Origin of the sequence: Streptomyces sp. CLV115, assembly GCF_038448545.1 — a bacterium.
Taxonomy (GTDB): domain Bacteria; phylum Actinomycetota; class Actinomycetes; order Streptomycetales; family Streptomycetaceae; genus Streptomyces; species Streptomyces sanglieri.
This window is the reverse complement of sequence record NZ_JBCEWQ010000065.1, coordinates 1-16471: the sequence shown is the minus strand read 5'-3', so window position 1 is coordinate 16471 and position 16471 is coordinate 1. Positions and strand designations below refer to the sequence as shown.

The 16471-nt window shown below is 68.6% G+C and carries 16 protein-coding genes; 8 read left to right on the top strand and 8 right to left on the bottom strand.

Annotation, left to right across the window (positions count from 1 at the left end):
• Positions 1 to 110 precede the first annotated feature (110 nt).
• The 6 genes from AADR41_RS22400 (at position 111) to AADR41_RS22375 (ending at position 5779) form a co-directional block, all read left to right on the top strand.
• Positions 111 to 1061: a sugar phosphate isomerase/epimerase family protein gene (locus tag AADR41_RS22400; protein ID WP_342283169.1), complete on the top strand. Its 951-nt coding sequence runs from the start codon at positions 111 to 113 to the stop codon at positions 1059 to 1061.
• Positions 1062 to 1164: 103 nt separating this feature from the next.
• The gene (locus tag AADR41_RS22395) at positions 1165 to 1593 is read left to right on the top strand and encodes a peptidoglycan-binding domain-containing protein (RefSeq protein ID WP_342283168.1); all 429 of its coding nucleotides are present in this window, start codon (positions 1165 to 1167) and stop codon (positions 1591 to 1593) included.
• A 363-nt stretch (positions 1594 to 1956) separates the two neighbouring features.
• Positions 1957 to 2154, top strand: coding sequence for a helix-turn-helix transcriptional regulator (locus AADR41_RS22390; protein WP_342283167.1), 198 nt, complete (start codon positions 1957 to 1959; stop codon positions 2152 to 2154).
• A gap of 177 nt (positions 2155 to 2331) precedes the next feature.
• Complete coding sequence (locus tag AADR41_RS22385) at positions 2332 to 2856, top strand: hypothetical protein (protein ID WP_342283166.1); 525 nt, start codon at positions 2332 to 2334, stop codon at positions 2854 to 2856.
• Between the two features lie 103 nt (positions 2857 to 2959).
• Positions 2960 to 3268: a heavy-metal-associated domain-containing protein gene (locus AADR41_RS22380; RefSeq protein ID WP_326765681.1), complete on the top strand. Its 309-nt coding sequence runs from the start codon at positions 2960 to 2962 to the stop codon at positions 3266 to 3268.
• Between the two features lie 117 nt (positions 3269 to 3385).
• A complete protein-coding gene (locus AADR41_RS22375; RefSeq protein WP_342283165.1) occupies positions 3386 to 5779 on the top strand; it encodes a heavy metal translocating P-type ATPase in 2394 nt (797 codons plus the stop codon).
• A gap of 551 nt (positions 5780 to 6330) precedes the next feature.
• Here AADR41_RS22375 and AADR41_RS22370 read toward each other — a convergent pair.
• The 5 genes from AADR41_RS22370 to AADR41_RS22350 all read right to left on the bottom strand — a co-directional run bounded on the left by AADR41_RS22370 (position 6331) and on the right by AADR41_RS22350 (position 11468).
• Entirely contained in the window at positions 6331 to 7620 is a 1290-nt protein-coding gene (locus tag AADR41_RS22370; protein ID WP_266418968.1) for a citrate synthase, read from the bottom strand.
• Between the two features lie 129 nt (positions 7621 to 7749).
• Positions 7750 to 10050, bottom strand: a complete 2301-nt coding sequence (recD2, locus tag AADR41_RS22365) for an SF1B family DNA helicase RecD2 (RefSeq protein ID WP_342283164.1) — start codon at positions 10048 to 10050, stop codon at positions 7750 to 7752.
• Between the two features lie 42 nt (positions 10051 to 10092).
• Positions 10093 to 10746 (bottom strand): hypothetical protein, encoded by a 654-nt coding sequence (locus AADR41_RS22360; RefSeq protein ID WP_342283163.1) that lies wholly within the window; start codon positions 10744 to 10746, stop codon positions 10093 to 10095.
• A gap of 87 nt (positions 10747 to 10833) precedes the next feature.
• Positions 10834 to 11187, bottom strand: a complete 354-nt coding sequence (locus tag AADR41_RS22355) for a hypothetical protein (RefSeq protein WP_342283162.1) — start codon at positions 11185 to 11187, stop codon at positions 10834 to 10836.
• Complete coding sequence (locus AADR41_RS22350) at positions 11184 to 11468, bottom strand: hypothetical protein (RefSeq protein ID WP_342283161.1); 285 nt, start codon at positions 11466 to 11468, stop codon at positions 11184 to 11186. The genes AADR41_RS22355 and AADR41_RS22350 overlap by 4 nt, the downstream gene beginning before the upstream one ends.
• Positions 11469 to 11606: 138 nt before the next feature.
• Between AADR41_RS22350 and AADR41_RS22345 the strand changes: the two genes are divergently transcribed.
• Together AADR41_RS22345 and AADR41_RS22340 are read left to right on the top strand one after the other, a co-directional pair.
• Complete coding sequence (locus AADR41_RS22345) at positions 11607 to 12446, top strand: helix-turn-helix domain-containing protein (protein ID WP_342283160.1); 840 nt, start codon at positions 11607 to 11609, stop codon at positions 12444 to 12446.
• Positions 12418 to 12642, top strand: coding sequence for a DUF397 domain-containing protein (locus AADR41_RS22340; protein ID WP_342283159.1), 225 nt, complete (start codon positions 12418 to 12420; stop codon positions 12640 to 12642). The genes AADR41_RS22345 and AADR41_RS22340 overlap by 29 nt, the downstream gene beginning before the upstream one ends.
• Before the next feature lie 55 nt (positions 12643 to 12697).
• Here the strand turns inward: AADR41_RS22340 and AADR41_RS22335 are convergent, their stop codons facing one another.
• Genes AADR41_RS22335 through AADR41_RS22325 form a run of 3 tightly spaced genes read right to left on the bottom strand, consistent with a single transcriptional unit; the run spans position 12698 to position 16433 of the window.
• Entirely contained in the window at positions 12698 to 13408 is a 711-nt protein-coding gene (locus AADR41_RS22335; protein ID WP_342283158.1) for an HNH endonuclease, read from the bottom strand.
• A 44-nt stretch (positions 13409 to 13452) separates the two neighbouring features.
• The gene (locus AADR41_RS22330; RefSeq protein ID WP_446751092.1) at positions 13453 to 14850 is read right to left on the bottom strand and encodes an AAA family ATPase; all 1398 of its coding nucleotides are present in this window, start codon (positions 14848 to 14850) and stop codon (positions 13453 to 13455) included.
• A gap of 38 nt (positions 14851 to 14888) precedes the next feature.
• On the bottom strand, positions 14889 to 16433 hold the full coding sequence (locus AADR41_RS22325) for a class I SAM-dependent DNA methyltransferase (RefSeq protein WP_342283191.1): 1545 nt from the start codon (positions 16431 to 16433) through the stop codon (positions 14889 to 14891).
• Positions 16434 to 16471: the final 38 nt, after the last annotated feature.

Here is a 16471-nt window from a genome sequence, read left to right as displayed (position 1 = left end):
CGGGGTGACTGCCCCCAGGTCTAGCCCTCCCCCGGAACCCTGTCAATGCTTTGTCCGGACATACGGACGAATGATTGACAGCTGCCGCCCCGGCCGGAACCCTGGACGGCATGACCTCCTCCGCAGTGGCCCCGTCCCGTATCCGCATCGGTTCGGCACCCGACTCGTGGGGGGTGTGGTTCCCCGACGATCCGCGCCAAGTGCCCTGGCGGCGCTTCCTCGACGAGGTCTCCGCGGCGGGTTACGAGTGGATCGAGCTGGGCCCGTACGGCTACCTCCCGACCGACCCGGCCCGCCTCACCGACGAGACCCGCCGCCGGGGGCTCTCGGTCTCGGCCGGGACCGTCTTCACCGGATTGCACCACGGGCCGGGCGTCTGGGACCGGACCTGGGCGCATGTCGCCGACATCGCGGCACTCACCCGGGCGACGGGTGCCGGGCATCTGGTGGTCATTCCCTCGTTCTGGCGCGACGACCGGACGGGCGCGGTCCTGGAGGACCGTGCTCTCACCGCGCAGCAGTGGCGCGATCTCACCACCCAGACGGAGCGGCTGGGCCGCGAGGTGCTGGACCGCTTCGGGCTGCGCATCGTCGTCCATCCGCATGCCGACACCCACATCGACACCGAGGAGAACGTCGCCCGCTTCCTCGACGCCACCGATCCGGACCTCGTCTCGCTCTGCCTCGACACCGGGCACTACGCCTACTGCGGCGGCGACAGCGTCAAGCTGATCGAGACCTACGGCGAGCGGATCGGCTATCTGCATCTCAAGCAGGTCGACCCGGAGGTCCTGGCCCGGGTGGTGGCGGACGAGGTGCCGTTCGGCCCGGCCGTGGCGCGCGGCGTGATGTGCGAACCACCGGGCGGGGTACCCGCGCTGGAACCCGTGCTGGCCGCCGCCCGCGGGCTGGACGTCGACCTGTTCGCCGTCGTCGAGCAGGACATGTACCCGTGCCCGCCCGACAAGCCGTTCCCGATCGCCCGCCGCACCCGGGACTACCTCCGCTCCTGCGGGGGTCCGGGGCGGGGGCCGGACACGCCGAGCGGTCCGGGGACGTGACGTAGCGGCGGTGTGCGGTGTTGTCCTCGGTGAGAGGCCGGGGCGCGGCCCCGGTCGCGTCCCTCCGCCGTACGCCACACCACCGCACAAGGAGCAGTTCGCCATGATCCTCCGCAAGTTGCTGCCGCCCCTCGGGACGGCCACCGCCCCGGCACTGACCGCGGCCGCCCTGACCTCGGTCGCCCTGGTCGCCGCCCTCGCCTCGGCGCCGGGAGCCTCGGCCGACGGCACGGGCAACCCGGCACCGCCGCCCGGCTCCAGCCCGGTCTGCGCCTTCTACGACGGCGACCGGCCGACCGCCTTCGGCGAGCGGGGAGAGCAGGTCTCCCAGGTGCAGTGCCTGCTGGCCAACCGTCACTATCTGCGGTGGTCCGCGGTCGACGGGACGTTCGGGGCCGAGACGCTCGTCGCCGTGCAGCGCTTCCAGACGGACCACCCGCCGCTGGTGCCGGACGGCCGGGTCGACGGGGCCACCTGGTCGGCGCTCTGGCACGCGGGACCGAACCGTGTCACCCCGCTGCCCTTCCCGTAACGCACCCGCTCCCTCCGCAGGCCCCTCCTGAGCACCGTGCGGTGCGTCCTGAACACCGCGTGGCCCCTCCCGAACGTCCCGCGGTGCGTCCTGTACACCGCGTGGCCCCTCCCGGACGCCGTGCGGTGCCTTCCGAACGCCGTGCGGCGCCCCTGAACACCATGCGGCATCTTCTGTCCAGAAGATCACCTCCTCGTCACTGATGTCACCATTTCGCTGCCCTTCGGTCACAGGGGGTCGACAGCCGCTCCCCCGAGTCCGCCCGATGTCGTTGCACCGGGCGCCGGCTGAGTGATCGTCAGCGGCGCGCAGCTCCCCCGGCGGCCTCCCGGGCCGCCGCTGCGGTGCAGAGAGGTGTCACTCATGACGGACAGAAGGCTCTGGTCCTACAAGGACATTGCCGCGCACATCCAGGTGCAGCCGGACACCGTCCGCTCCTACCGCAAGCGCGGTCTCCTCCCGGCGCCCGACCGGGTGGAGAGCGGCAAGCCCTACTGGTACGCGGACACCGTCCGCGCCTGGGTCGCCTCAAGACCCGGAAACCGGGGGCGCGGGGCCTGACGCCCGCACTCCCGTACGGCGGCGGGCGGAGGCGCTCGCCGCCGTACGGGACTCCGCCCCTCGCCGCCGGCGACCCCTCCGAGGGTGCCCCGCGGTCCGCCCCAGGACACCCCCTGCCCCCACCGGCTCCGCCGCAGCCGCGCCCGAAGCCCTGGAAGCGGTGTCCGTGGGGCGGCATTGCCTCCGGCTGCCGACCGCGAGAGCGCCGGCCACGCCTTCGATGCCGCCGTCACCATGAAGGGCATCGACCTGCGCGCACTGCTGGAGACCGAGGTGCTGCGCGGGGTGCTCGCCCCGTTCGGGCACGGGCTCCGGACCGCGATCGCCGGTGGCGTACGGCTCTCGTTCCGGAAGCCGAACGGGCGTTTCCGGCTCGCCGCGCCCGCGATCGGCGCGTATCTCGGAGTCGCCGTGCTGCACTCGTCTCGGAGTCGCCGTGCTGCACTCGCTCTGGGACTCGATGCACGGCATCGCCATCTGGCTGGTGGCCAGGTCACCGACACAGGCCCGAGCCGTGCGCTCTTCGCACGCGGATACACCCCGGCCCCCACCGGCGAGCAGCGGCACCTGTTCACCGTCTTCTCGATCGGCGGCCTGGTCGTGATCACGCTCGTCGCACCGGCCTGGCTGCGGTCACTGGCGCGCGGCACACGGAACGCCGGAGCGGACGAACGGCCACCCGCTCGCATTCATACCCCCTAGGGGTATAGTGTGAAGTGTGTCGGGGCGCACCGGGCTCCGGAAGTTCCCGATGCACCGCCTTCTGCACCCCTCACCCCTTGTGCTCGTCGAAGAGGAGAACACCATGACCGCCGAGACCCAGCTCCCCCAGGCCACCGGCTCCTGCTGCTCGCCCAGCGGCTCCTGCCACGACGGCGCGGACGCCGGCGCCCAGGCGGGCGGGGTGACCACCGTCTACCAGGTGTCCGGCATGACCTGTGGACACTGCGAGGGCGCCATCTCCGAGGAGATCTCCGGCATCGAGGGTGTCACCTCGGTGAAGGCCGTGGCCTCCACCGGCCAGGTGACCGTCGTCTCCGCGGCCCCGCTGGCCGACGACGCCGTGCGCGCCGCCGTCGACGAGGCGGGCTACGAGCTCGTCGGCCGCGCCTGAGCACCGTCGGCAACACCCGATACACCGGGCGCACCCGCGTCCCCCTTTGCCGCCGGGCCGGACCTGCCAGCAGATACTGGTGGAGTACGGCCCGGTCGGCATTTCAGGAGTTCGGACATGCACAGCACAGCGGAGACCGAGGCCCGGACGGCGGAGGACTCGACCGCCGAGCTCACGATCGGCGGGATGACCTGCGCCTCCTGCGCGGCCCGCGTCGAGAAGAAGCTCAACCGGATGGACGGCGTCACCGCCACCGTCAATTACGCGACCGAGAAGGCAAAGGTCGCCTTCGGGCCGGGGACCGGCCTCGCGGATCTGATCGCCACGGTCGAGAAGACCGGCTACACCGCGCAGCCGGTGCGCCGCCCCGAACCGCCCGCGCCCAGCCCACCGCCCACTCCGCCACCGGCGACCTCGACGGCCGGAGCCCGCACCGACGCCGAAGACCGGGTCACGCACCGCACCGACACCGACACCGGCACCAGCGCTCGTGCCGGCACCGCCACCGGCACGAGCGCTTCCGAACACCGGGACGCCGACCCGGCCCTCGCCTCGCTGCGGCAGCGTCTGATCGTCTCGGCCGTCCTCGCCGCCCCCGTCGTCCTGCTCGCGATGGTCCCGGCCCTCCAGTTCGACAACTGGCAGTGGCTCTCGCTCACCCTCGCCGCTCCCGTCGTCGTCTGGGGCGGGCTGCCCTTCCACCGGGCGACCTGGACCAACCTCCGGCACGGCGCGGCCACCATGGACACCCTGGTCTCGATCGGCACCCTCGCGGCCTTCGGCTGGTCGCTGTGGGCGCTCTTCCTCGGCGACGCGGGCATGACGGGGATGCGGCACGGCTTCGACTTCGCCGTCTCTCGGGACGGCGCCTCCTCGACCATCTACCTGGAGGTCGCGGCCGGCGTCGTCACCTTCATCCTGCTGGGCCGCTATCTGGAGGCGAGGTCCAAGCGGAAGGCCGGTTCCGCCCTGCGCGCGCTGATGCACCTGGGCGCCCGGGACGTCTCGCTGCTCCGGGACGGCACGGAGGTACGCATCCCCGTCGCCCGGCTCGCCGTCGGCGACCGCTTCGTGGTCCGCCCCGGCGAGAAGATCGCCACCGACGGCACCGTCGTCGAGGGCGCCTCGGCCGTGGACGCGTCCATGCTCACCGGTGAGTCGGTGCCCGTGGAGGCCGGGGTCGGCGACTGGGTCACCGGGGCCACCGTCAACACCTCCGGCCGGCTCGTCGTAGAGGCCACCCGGGTCGGCGCCGACACCCAGCTCGCCAGGATGGCGAAGCTCGTCGAGGACGCCCAGAACGGCAAGGCCGAGGTGCAGCGCCTCGCCGACCGGATCTCCGCCGTCTTCGTACCCGTGGTGCTGCTGATCGCGCTCGTCAGCCTGATCGCATGGCTGCTCGTCACGGACGACGTGACCGCCGCGTTCACCGCAGCCGTGGCCGTACTGATCATCGCCTGCCCCTGCGCCCTGGGACTGGCCACCCCCACCGCCCTCATGGTCGGCACCGGACGCGGCGCCCAGCTCGGCATCCTGATCAAGGGCCCCGAAGTCCTGGAGACCACCCGCCGCGTCGACACGATCGTCCTCGACAAGACCGGCACCGTCACCACCGGCCGGATGACCCTCCTCGACATCCACACCGCCGAGAACACCGACGAAACCAACGTACTGCGGCTCGCGGGAGCACTGGAACACTCCTCCGAACACCCCATCGCCCAGGCCGTCGCCGCCGGAGCCGCCGAACGCACCGGCGCACCCCTGCCCACCCCCGAGGACTTCGCCAACATCGCCGGACTCGGCGTCCAGGGCACCGTCGAGGGCCACGCCGTCCTCGTCGGCCGCGAACAGCTCCTCGCCGACGCGGACATCGACGTTCCCGAGGCTCTGTCCGGCGCCGTCACGGACGCGGCGGCCGAGGGCCGTACCGCGGTCATGGTCGCCTGGGACGGGAAGGCGCGCGGCGTCCTCGCGGTGGCCGACGGGATCAAGGACTCCAGCGCCGAGGCCGTCGCCGGGTTCCGCTCACTCGGACTCCATCCCGTTCTGCTGACCGGTGACAACCGTGCCGTGGCCGAGGCCGTGGCCCGTGCCGTCGGGATCGACGAGGTCCACGCCGAGGTGCTCCCCGAGGAAAAGGTGCACGTCATCGAGGGGCTGCGGGCCCGAGGGCGCTCCGTCGCCATGGTCGGGGACGGGGTCAACGACGCGGCCGCCCTCGCCACCGCGGACCTCGGACTGGCGATGGGGACCGGCACGGACGCCGCGATCGAGGCGAGCGACCTCACACTGGTTCGTGGAGATCTCAAGGTGGCCGTGGACGCGATCCGGCTCTCCAGGCGCACTCTGACCACGATCAAAGGCAACCTTTTCTGGGCATTCGGCTATAACACAGCCGCCCTGCCCCTTGCGGCATTTGGCCTGCTCAACCCTATGATTGCGGGAGCGGCGATGGCGTTCTCATCGGTCTTCGTCGTGACGAACAGCCTCCGGTTGCGCGCCTTCACGTAATTTCCACAAAGAGATCCAGATCACATGGATTTCAGGGTAACCATCCGGCGGGTTCGTGAGTCTAAGAGTGCGATGCCAAGGATGTCTTGGGGGACGTCCGTCGGAGCGTCTTGGGGGACGCTGCGGGCAAGCGTTGGCCGGGGCACGTGCACCGGGGAGCTTTGAGCGGCCCTCCCGTGCGTACGTACCCCGGCAGATCGCACCGGAAGGACAACTGAAGAGCGCAGCGCACGCAGTGCGCGGTGATCGAGGAACGCAGGAGCTTCGGCTCCCACAGACGCCCGGCCGGATCCCGTGGGGGGAATCCGCTCCGGGACATGGGAAGCGCCTCGCTGTCGGCCCGTGGGGGGATCGATGGCGAGGCGCTTCTTTCTGTCCTGCCGGCAGACCGCGCGCCCGCCCGTGCGCGGACCGCGCGCCGATCCCGGGCGCACGGGGCGCACCGGGCACGCAAATCGCCCCGGACACCGCGCTCTGTGCGAAAGCGCGGTACGCGGGGCGAAGTCGACCGGCCTCGGTGGCCGGGGCCGTGCGGGGGGGTGTTACGAGGTTCAGCGAGCCTCGACCGGGACGAAGTCGCGCAGGACCTCACCGGTGTAGATCTGGCGCGGGCGGCCGATGCGGGAACCCGGCTCCTTGATCATCTCGTGCCACTGGGCGATCCAGCCGGGGAGACGGCCGATCGCGAAGAGCACGGTGAACATCTCGGTCGGGAAGCCCATGGCCCGGTAGATCAGACCCGTGTAGAAGTCCACGTTCGGGTAGAGGTTGCGCGAGACGAAGTACTCGTCGGAGAGCGCGTGCTCCTCCAGCTTCAGCGCGATGTCGAGCAGCTCGTCGGACTTGCCGAGCGCGGACAGCACGTCATGGGCGGCGGCCTTGATGATCTTGGCGCGCGGGTCGAAGGACTTGTACACCCGGTGGCCGAAGCCCATCAGGCGAACGCCGTCCTCCTTGTTCTTCACCTTGCGGATGAAGGAGTCGACATCGCCGCCGTTGGCCTGGATGCCTTCCAGCATCTCCAGCACCGACTGGTTGGCGCCACCGTGCAGCGGGCCCCACAGCGCCGAGATGCCGGCGGAGATCGAGGCGAACATGTTCGCCTGCGAGGAGCCGACCAGACGCACGGTGGAGGTCGAACAGTTCTGCTCGTGGTCCGCGTGCAGGATGAGCAGCTTGTCGAGCGCGGAGACGACGACCGGGTCCAGGTCGTACTCCTGGGCCGGGACCGAGAAGGTCATGCGCAGGAAGTTCTCGACGTACCCGAGGTCGTTGCGCGGGTAGACGAAGGGGTGGCCGATCGACTTCTTGTAGGCGTACGCCGCGATCGTCGGCAGCTTGGCCAGCAGCCGGATCGTCGAGAGGTGGCGCTGCTCCTCGTCGAACGGGTTGTGGCTGTCCTGGTAGAACGTGGACAGCGCGCTGACGACCGAGGACAGCATGGCCATCGGGTGGGCGTCGCGCGGGAAGCCGTCGAAGAAGCGCTTGACGTCTTCGTGCAGCAGCGTGTGCTGGGTGATCTCGTTCTTGAAGGTCGACAGCTCGTCGACCTTGGGAAGCTCGCCGTTGATGAGCGTGTACGCGACCTCCAGGAACGTCGAGCGCTCGGCGAGCTGCTCGATGGGGTAGCCGCGATAGCGGAGAATGCCCTGCTCACCGTCGAGGTAGGTGATGGCGGATTTATAGGCTGCGGTGTTGCCGTATCCGCTGTCCAGTGTCACCAGACCGGTATTGGCCCGGAGCTTCCCGATGTCGAAGCCCTTGTCGCCGACGGTGCTGTCGATCACCGGGTAGGTGTACTCGCCGTCGCCGTACCGCAGTACTACAGAGTTGTCGCTCACGTCATCCCTCACCGACGTAGTGCCTCTTCTTCGAGGTTCCCTGACTGTCTCCACCCTCCCCCATTTGGCTCAGGAGAGTGCACTCGGGGTCGTCCATTGGACCTACTCGCGGCACTGAGTGCCGCGAACTTACTCATCCTGCCCCCTCGGTTCCGGTTCCGGAAGGGCTGCGTGATGTTTCCCACCGATTTGATCGATCATTTTTTCCGCCGATCCTCCGCCCGGGCCCCCCGACAGCCGGTAATCCAGCGCCGTACAGCGTCTGCCTGCGGAAACCGTGCGGACCGCCTGGCCGATCGCCTGCCGTGAGCCGACCAGCACGACGAGCTTCTTGGCCCTGGTCACGGCGGTGTACAGCAGGTTCCGCTGGAGCATCATCCAGGCGCTCTTCGTCACCGGGATGACGACGGCCGGGTACTCGCTGCCCTGGGAGCGGTGGATCGTCATGGCGTACGCGTGGGCCAGCTCGTCGAGCTCGTCGAAGTCGTAGCCGATCTCCTCGTCCTCGTCGGTGAGCACCGTGAGCGTCTGTTCGTCCAGGTCGAGGGCGGTGACGACGCCGACCGTGCCGTTGAAGACGCCGTTCTCCCCCTTGTCGTAGTTGTTGCGGATCTGGGTGACCTTGTCGCCGACCCGGAAGACCCGGCCGCCGAACCGCTTCTCGGGGAGGTCGGGGCGGGCCGGGGTGATGGCCTGCTGGAGGAGTCCGTTGAGCGTGCCCGCGCCGGCCGGGCCGCGGTGCATCGGGGCGAGGACCTGCACGTCCCGGCGCGCGTCCAGCCCGAACTTGGCCGGAATGCGGCGGGCCGCCACATCCACCGCGAGCACTCCGGCGTCCTCCGTCTCGTCCTCCACGAAGAGAAAGAAGTCCTTGAGGCCCTGAGTGAGGGGCGGAATGCCGGAGTTGATCCGGTGTGCGTTGGTGACGACGCCGGACTGCTGGGCCTGGCGGAAGATCGTGGTGAGCCGGACCGCGGGAACCGGGCTGCCGTCGGCGAGCAGATCGCGCAGCACCTCCCCCGCGCCGACCGAGGGCAGCTGGTCGACGTCGCCGACGAGCAGCAGATGGGCACCGGGTGCCACCGCCTTCAACAGCTTGTTGGCGAGCAGCAGATCGAGCATCGACGCCTCGTCGACGACCACCAGATCGGCGTCCAGCGGACGGTCCCGGTCGTACGCGGCGTCGCCGCCCGGCTTCAGTTCGAGCAGCCGGTGCACGGTGGACGCCTCGGCGCCGGTCAGCTCGGAGAGCCGCTTGGCCGCCCGCCCGGTCGGCGCGGCCAGCACCACCTTGGCCTTCTTGGCCCGCGCGAGCTCCACGATCGACCGGACGGTGAACGACTTCCCGCAGCCGGGCCCGCCGGTCAGCACCGCGACCTTCCGGCTGAGCGCGAGCCGGACCGCCGCCTCCTGCTCAGGCGCCAGCTTCGCCCCCGTACGCGTACCGAGCCAGGCCAGCGCCTTGTCCCAGTCCACGTCCGCGAAGGCCGGCATCCGCTCCTCGGGCGTCCGCAGCAGCCGCTGCACCTGGGCGGCGAGGGCGGTCTCGGCGCGGTGGAAGGGCACGAGGTAGACGGCGGTGACGAGTTCACCGCCCTCGGGCGACGGCACCTTCTCCCGCACGACGCCCTCCGGGTCCTCGGCCAGTTCGGCGAGGCACTCGATGAGCAGGCCGGTGTCGACCTGGAGCAGCTTCACCCCGTCCGCGATCAGCCGCTCCTCGGGGAGGAAGCAGTGTCCCTGGTCGGTGGACTGCGACAGCGCGTACTGGAGACCGGCCTTGACCCTTTCCGGGCTGTCGTGCGGGATGCCGACCGCCTGGGCGATCTTGTCGGCGGTGAGGAAACCGATGCCCCAGACGTCGGCGGCCAGCCGGTAGGGCTGGTTCTTCACGACGGAGATCGAGGCGTCCTCGTACTTCTTGTAGATGCGGACGGCGATGGAGGTGGAGACGCCGACGCCCTGGAGGAAGACCATCACCTCCTTGATCGCCTTCTGCTCCTCCCACGCCGCGGCGATCATCTTCGTGCGCTTGGGGCCGAGGCCGGGGACCTCGACGAGCCGCTTCGGTTCGTTCTCGATGATGTCGAGGGTGTCGACGCCGAAGTGGGTGGTGATCCGGTCGGCCATCACCGGGCCGATGCCCTTGATCAGCCCGGAGCCGAGGTAGCGGCGGATGCCCTGGATGGTGGCGGGCAGGATCGTCGTGTAGTTCTCGACGGTGAACTGCTTGCCGTACTGCGAGTGCGAACTCCAGCGCCCTTCCATCCGCAGCGACTCACCGGGCTGCGCACCGAGCAGCGAACCGACCACGGTGAGCAGATCGTTGGCGCCGCGGCCGGTGTCGACGCGCGCGACCGTGTATCCGTTCTCCTCGTTGGCGTACGTGATGCGCTCCAGCACACCTTCGAGGACGGCCATGTTGGACATGCCCCCGACGGTACCCGGCGGGTACGACACTCCTCCTCGGGCCTAGGCGTCGAGCACGTGCGCCATCGCCAGGGCGATGCGGTCGATCCAGTTGATCGCGTCCGTCACGTCGGGCTCGGCGATGGGGCGCCGTTGCTTGAGGTCTCCGGCCACAAGATCCGCGTCGTGCGCGATCTTGTTGCGGCGGGTGGTGATGCTCATGAACTGCGCCTTCAGCGTCTTGTCCGTGTACGCGGTGCGACCGCCCTGCCAGGTGTTGATCTGCGCGGCTGCGCCCTGCCAGATGTTCTTCTCGGTGACGAGCCTCAGTACATCGGAGATGGCGCGCGGATTCTGGAGTGAGGCGCTGCCCCACCTCTCCTTGACATGCTCGACAACCACCTCGGCCAGCGTGACATCACCACGCTGCACGGCCTCGACCCGGTGCAGAGGGATCTCGTAGTTGCGAAGCTGGAGCGGCATCTCGGGGCTGTCCTTGGCCGCCAGTTCGGCGACGCGGCGGAAGAGCTCCTCGTGGAACCAGTGGTCGATGGCCGCCACGGCCTGCACCCAGGCGGCACGGTAGAAGTCGTCGACATCGACCGTCCCCGGCTGGAACGGAGCCAGATACCGCCCCGCGTCGACCATCTTGCGGGCGTAGGCGAGGTTCGTGGTGAACGCCTCGAACTGGCTGGTCTGCGGCCTGGGAATGGCCATCGTTGAGCCCCCGTACTGTCACATGTTCTCTGAACTGCATGAACAGGTTTGGTGACAGCCCGGGAGCCCGTCAAGCGGCTTATGGACTCATCGGATGTCGATGTCCGGTTCTCGATGCCTGGGCCCGTCGATGTCCGGAACGGACCCACTCGCGTTCAGTCGCGAACCCCGGCTCTTGGCGACTGCCTTGACCTCCCGCAGCGACTCGCTCAGCCGGCTGGCGAGGAAATGGAGCTCCGGCCCCGTGACGCTTTGGTCCGCCAGCAGTTCGGCGGCGTGGTCGAGCAGATCGCCCGCCATGCCGAGCTGCACGCTCTCGATGCCGTCGGCCATCCGTGACACGTAGCCCGTACCGTCCCCCAGGACGTAACTCGGCTTGCCCTCCGCCCCCGTCCAGGGCAGCAGCCTGAACGTGTGGTGCTGGTGCCGCTCCGCGCTCACGCGGCAACCCCCGCTCCGAAGACGGGCCGGGGACTGATGTCCACACCGTGCACAGCGAGCCACAGCGTGCGCCGCCGACGTCGGGCCTCGGCCATCTGCCGCTCGTGCGCCACGAGATACGGACGGACCAGTGGACTGTCCTCGCCGCGCGACGGACGCTCACCGGTACGGCGGGCGGTGGGACCGGCCACGTACACGCAGGAGTAGGGATGAACGGTGGCGGGGCCTGGGCGTGCCAGCCGCATCAGCGACTCGGTGACCCGGCGGACGAGATTCTTCATGTCGACGTGCTCTCCCTCTGAATACCCACGAACGGATGCGCTCTGTGGCGAACTCATCACAGAGTGGGGTCGTGCGTGGCTACGCTCCAGAGGTTCGGGCTTGACAGCCCGCCGGTCAGACAAGGGAGTTGGGGCTGAATGGCGATGAACCGGAAGCCGCGTACGCCGAGGGAGAAGTACGGGGAGGAGCTGAGGCTACGACGGACAGCGGCAGGGCTGACTCAGGAGGCCCTGGGTGATCAGGTCGTGTGCTCGCCGACGCTGATCAGTCATTACGAGGCGGGGAGGCGGTTGCCGAAGCCGGATGACGCGCACCGCCTCGACATCGCGTTGAAGACTGACGGCTTCTTCGTCCGCTGGTTGGGCGACTTGGATTCGAAGTTCGCCCGGTACTTCGCGGTGGCTGCCGAGTTGGAGCGCGAGGCTACAGAGATCCGCCAGTACGCTGCGTCCCTCATCCCTGGCCTACTCCAGACGGAGGGATATGCCCGTGCCGTCTTCCAGGCATATCGCCCCAACTACCGCGCGGAAGAACTTGACGAGTTCGTTGTCAACCGCATGGAGCGTGGTCGGCTACTCAGTGGGTCGCCGACTCCAATTGCCTGGACGCTTCTCGACGAGGCGGCACTCAGGCGCTGCGTCGGCGGGCCGCACGTCATGGCGGAACAGCTGCGCAAAGTAGCGGACATGGCCGAGTCCGGTCGTCTGCGTCTGCACGTGCTGACTTTCGCATCGGGAGCACACGCACTCCTGGAAAGCATGGTCTACCTGCTGAACTTCGCGGATGCCGCTCCGGTCGCGTACGTCGAGGGTCTTCAAACTGGACATCTGATGGATGATCCGGCGCTGGTTGACGCCTGCCAGACGGCCTACACTCTCGCCTTGGGCGACGCGGCCCCACATCAGGAGTCAGTGGCCCTCGTCAGAGCCATCGCGGAGGAGCACGAACATGCACAGCACCGAGCCCACCATCGCTGACGCCAGGGCGCTGACCGGGTGGCGCAAGTCCAGCTACAGCGGAGGCGGCAACGGAGAGTGCCTTGAGGTCGCTGACGGCTACACCGACGTCCCCGTCCGCGACAGCAAGACCCCGAGCGGCCCCGCGCTCGTCTTCTCCGCCGATGGCTGGTCGTCGTTCGTTGGCGCAGTCAAAGGCGGCCACATCACCGTCTGACCCGTGCCGTGCCCCGCAACCATCCCCGCACTGGCGGTCGAGTTGCGGGGCACTGTCACATACGCGCGAGAAAGCCCTCACGCAGGGCCGAGTCGCGCAACAGGTCGAGGGTCTCTTCCTCACCGTCGAAGAGCAGGTCCGCAGCCGGGTGGTCCGACTGGTGGAACATCGCGGCCAGCACGTCGGCAAGCGGACGATTCCAAGCCACTCGCACCACTTCGGCCGCCTTGCTGTGCTGGCCCCTGTCCGTGGCGATACGCCACAGTTCAACCGATTGCTTGGCCGTCCCGTAGGCCGTCCTGCGTCCCTCGACGAGGACCCCCCGCTCGTTGAGGCCGAACACCTCTATGCAGGCCTCACCTTGGGCCGTCAAGCCCTTGTACTCACAGAGCGGCAGCACCAACCGCAGATGGTTCAACGGGTCCTGGAGCGTGGGGTCTAGGAGGAGCGGGCTGCCGTCCTCGTCGGAGCGAGGGAACTTGTTCCGCTTCTGGTTGCTGTTGCAGTACGAGCAGGCCAGCAGGTGGTTGAGCCAGTCAAAGGTACGGAGAGGAGCAAGGCTCTTCGGCTCGAAATGGTCGATGTCCGTTCCCTGGCCGTCACCGCAGTACATACAACGCTGGTGACCGGGAGCCATGTCGGCGAGGGTGGTGAGGAGCCCGTCGCGTACGCGGCGTCGCACGGTGGTGTTGCCCCACAGATCAGCCGCCTTGGCCTTTCGGCCCGGCTCCGCCGCTTGCGCGATCTCCTGGGTGTATGTCTTCAAGTGTGCTGCCGTGTCCGGGGGTAACTTGGTACGTCTCAGCCGAATCACTCCGCCTCGCCGTCCTCTCCGTCCTCGATCTTCGCGGCGATCTTCTGGAGCCGAGCGGACGTCTCGTGGACGCGTGCGGTCGGCGAGCTGGTGAGCAGCCCCTTCAGCTCCTTGTACCGCGAGACCGTCTCCGGCGAGGTGTCCCCGTCGTACACCTTTGATTCCAACGCCACGAACTCGGCCCGGAGGTGCTCCGCTCGTTCGGAGTACGGAGTATCGAGGCCGAAGAGGTCGGACAGGACCGCGTCGTCACCGCTGCCGTAGACCACACGCTCGTACAGGTCTTCTGGTACGACCTCGGGCGCTGCATCCTCGTCCACACCGGGCAGGCGGATCAGGCCGCCTGCATCGGCGGCCTGGCAGATGTACGGGCTGTGCGTGGTGACGATGAATTGGATGTTGGGAAAGTGCGAGGTCAGCCAGGGGCCGATACGGCGCTGCCAGGAGACGTGGAGGTGAGCGTCGATCTCATCGATGATCACGACGCCGGGGACCTGGAGGGGACTCGGGCCGCCGCCGTCCCCGCCGAACGCCTCATCGCCGAAAGCGTCGTGAATCTGTTTCAGCAGGTCGACCACCAGCGCCGCCACGGAACGGAAGCCGTCGCTCATCTCTCTCAACGGGAATCGGTGGCCGTCGCGCGTAACCCACAGGCCCTCAGAGTCCACGTCCTCGACGCGGTATCCGTCAGGGAGGAGCCCGTCTCCCAGGATGGAGAGCGCCGCCTCTTTGAGTGCTGCGGCGCCGTTCCGGCCTTCAAGCGCGCGCAAATGCTGCTCGATCAGCCAGGCGACCCCTTCGGCCAGTGAGGCGTCCTCGTGGAACAGGCTGGCCTGTCGAGCCACCGCCCCCGAGGCCTGCATCACTCGCTGCATCTCACCCGAGCCCCCCGCCAAACGCCGGAACGGCCCGTACGCGGCGCAGAACCAGCCCACCGGGTTGTCAGCCCAGGGGCCCTGCCGAGCAGGGTTGTCACCTCCCGGCCTCGGGTCGTCCCTGATTTCGGTCAGCACCGGCTGAGGACTCCTGCGCCCTCCGGCGCCCTCTGCATGCTCTGTCCACAGCAGTCTTGTCCAGAATCTGTCCTGGGCGCACCCCGACGCCGCGAACTTGTCAAAGGCCGGATCTGTGACGACCTCCGCCTGAGCAGTGCCGAACCCCTCCCACTCCCGGGTGACCCAGTTCTCAAAGTTCTGGACAAGACCACGGGCCAACACCGGGCCGCTCAGCGTCAGGGCCAGAGCCCGCAGCAGCGTCGTTTTTCCGGCCCCGTTTCGGCCTGCCAGGACCGTCCAGCCTGCGTGTGAGCCGTCCGGGCGAGTGAGCGTCAGTTCGACGGTGCGCAGGCCATGGAACGGCTTGATGTTCTCGATGTGCACGCGGGAGACATACATGGATGGGCGGTTCCGTCCGGTGTGGGAAGGGGGAGGTACTACTCCGGTTCCGCGTCGGCCGGGACCTCGCCGCCGAGCGCCTCGGCGATCGCCGCGAATTCGCTGAGTGCGGCCTGGAGGTCCTGGACGATCTCGGCGGCGATCACCTCGGGCGGCAGGAGGCTGTCAGCGTCCTCCAGGGCCGGGTCCTTCATCCAGGTGAGGTCGAGATTGACCTTGTCGCGCTTAACCAGTTCCTCGTACGTGTACGCCTTGAAGCGGCCACCGTCGTCAGCGGACGTGTCCACGCGGTCGGCGGGCTTCTCGCCGTACGCCTGGACGAACTCCTCCAGGTCCGCCCGGGTCAGCGGGCGCTGCTTGAGGGTGAAGTGCTTGGCCGTGCGGAGGTCGTAGACCCAGACCTTGGTGGTGTGCGGCTTGCCGTCCGCGCGAGGGGTCTTCTTGTCGAAGAAGAGGACGTTGGCCTTCACGCCGCCCGCGTAGAAGATGCCGGTGGGCAGGCGGAGGATCGTGTGCAGGTCGAACTCGTCGAGCAGGCGTCGGCGGATCTTCTCGCCCGCGCCGCCCTCGAAGAGGACGTTGTCGGGGAGGACGACGGCAGCGCGGCCGTCGATGGCCGTCAGCGACATGATGTGCTGGAGGAAGTTGAGCTGCTTGTTGGTGGTGGAGGCGCGGAAGTCGTCGCGGTCGTAGCTGATGTCCTCCTTCTCCGCCTTGCCGTCCGAGCCGATCACCGTGATCGCGGACTTCTTGCCGAAGGGCGGGTTGGCGAGGACGAGTGACGCGTGCTTGCCGCTCGGCTTTGTGGCGAGCGCGTCACCGATGTCGATCAGGCTCTTGCCCTCGCTGCTGCCGATGCCGTGGAGCAGAAGGTTCATCGCTGCGAGGCGGGCGGTGCCGGGAACAAGTTCGTTGCCCCAGATCTTGCCGTCACCGAGCGCGAGGCGCTGCTCGCGGGTGAGGTCCTTCATGTGGTGCTTGCGGATGTAGGAGTGCGCGGCAATGAGGAAGCCGCCGGTTCCGCAGGCGGGGTCGGTGATGGTGTCCTCGGGGCGGGGGCGCATCACCTCGACGATCGCGTCGATGAGCGGGCGGGGCGTGAAGTACTGGCCGGCTCCGGTCTTGGTGTCCTCCGCGCCCTTGGCGAGCAATCCCTCGTAGGCGTCGCCCTTGAGGTCCGCGTCGCCGACGGTCCAGTCCTGCTTGCCGATGAGATCGACGACGAGCTTTTCGAGGAGGGCGGGCTCTGTGATCCGGTTCTGCGCCTTCGTGAAAATGGTGCCAAGCGTGGTGCCGGGGCGGGTTCCGAGGGCGTCGAGGACGTTGCGGTAGTGGAGTTCGAGCGCCTGGCCCTTCTTGCTGGCGAGAGACTTCCAGTCGTACGCCTTCGGCACGATCTCGGCGGCGTCTGCGTCTGAGAAGGGATCGTCGTTGATCTCGTCGACCATCTTGAGGAAGAGGAGGTACGAGAGCTGCTCGACGTACTCGATGGTGGAGAGGCCGTTGTCGCGGAGGACGTTGCAATAGTTCCAGAGCTTGGCGACCAGGGTGTTGGTCTGGGCTGCGGCCTGCGGGGCGAGCACGATGTTGTCCTCGACGGGAACGGGGCGGGGGCCCTGGT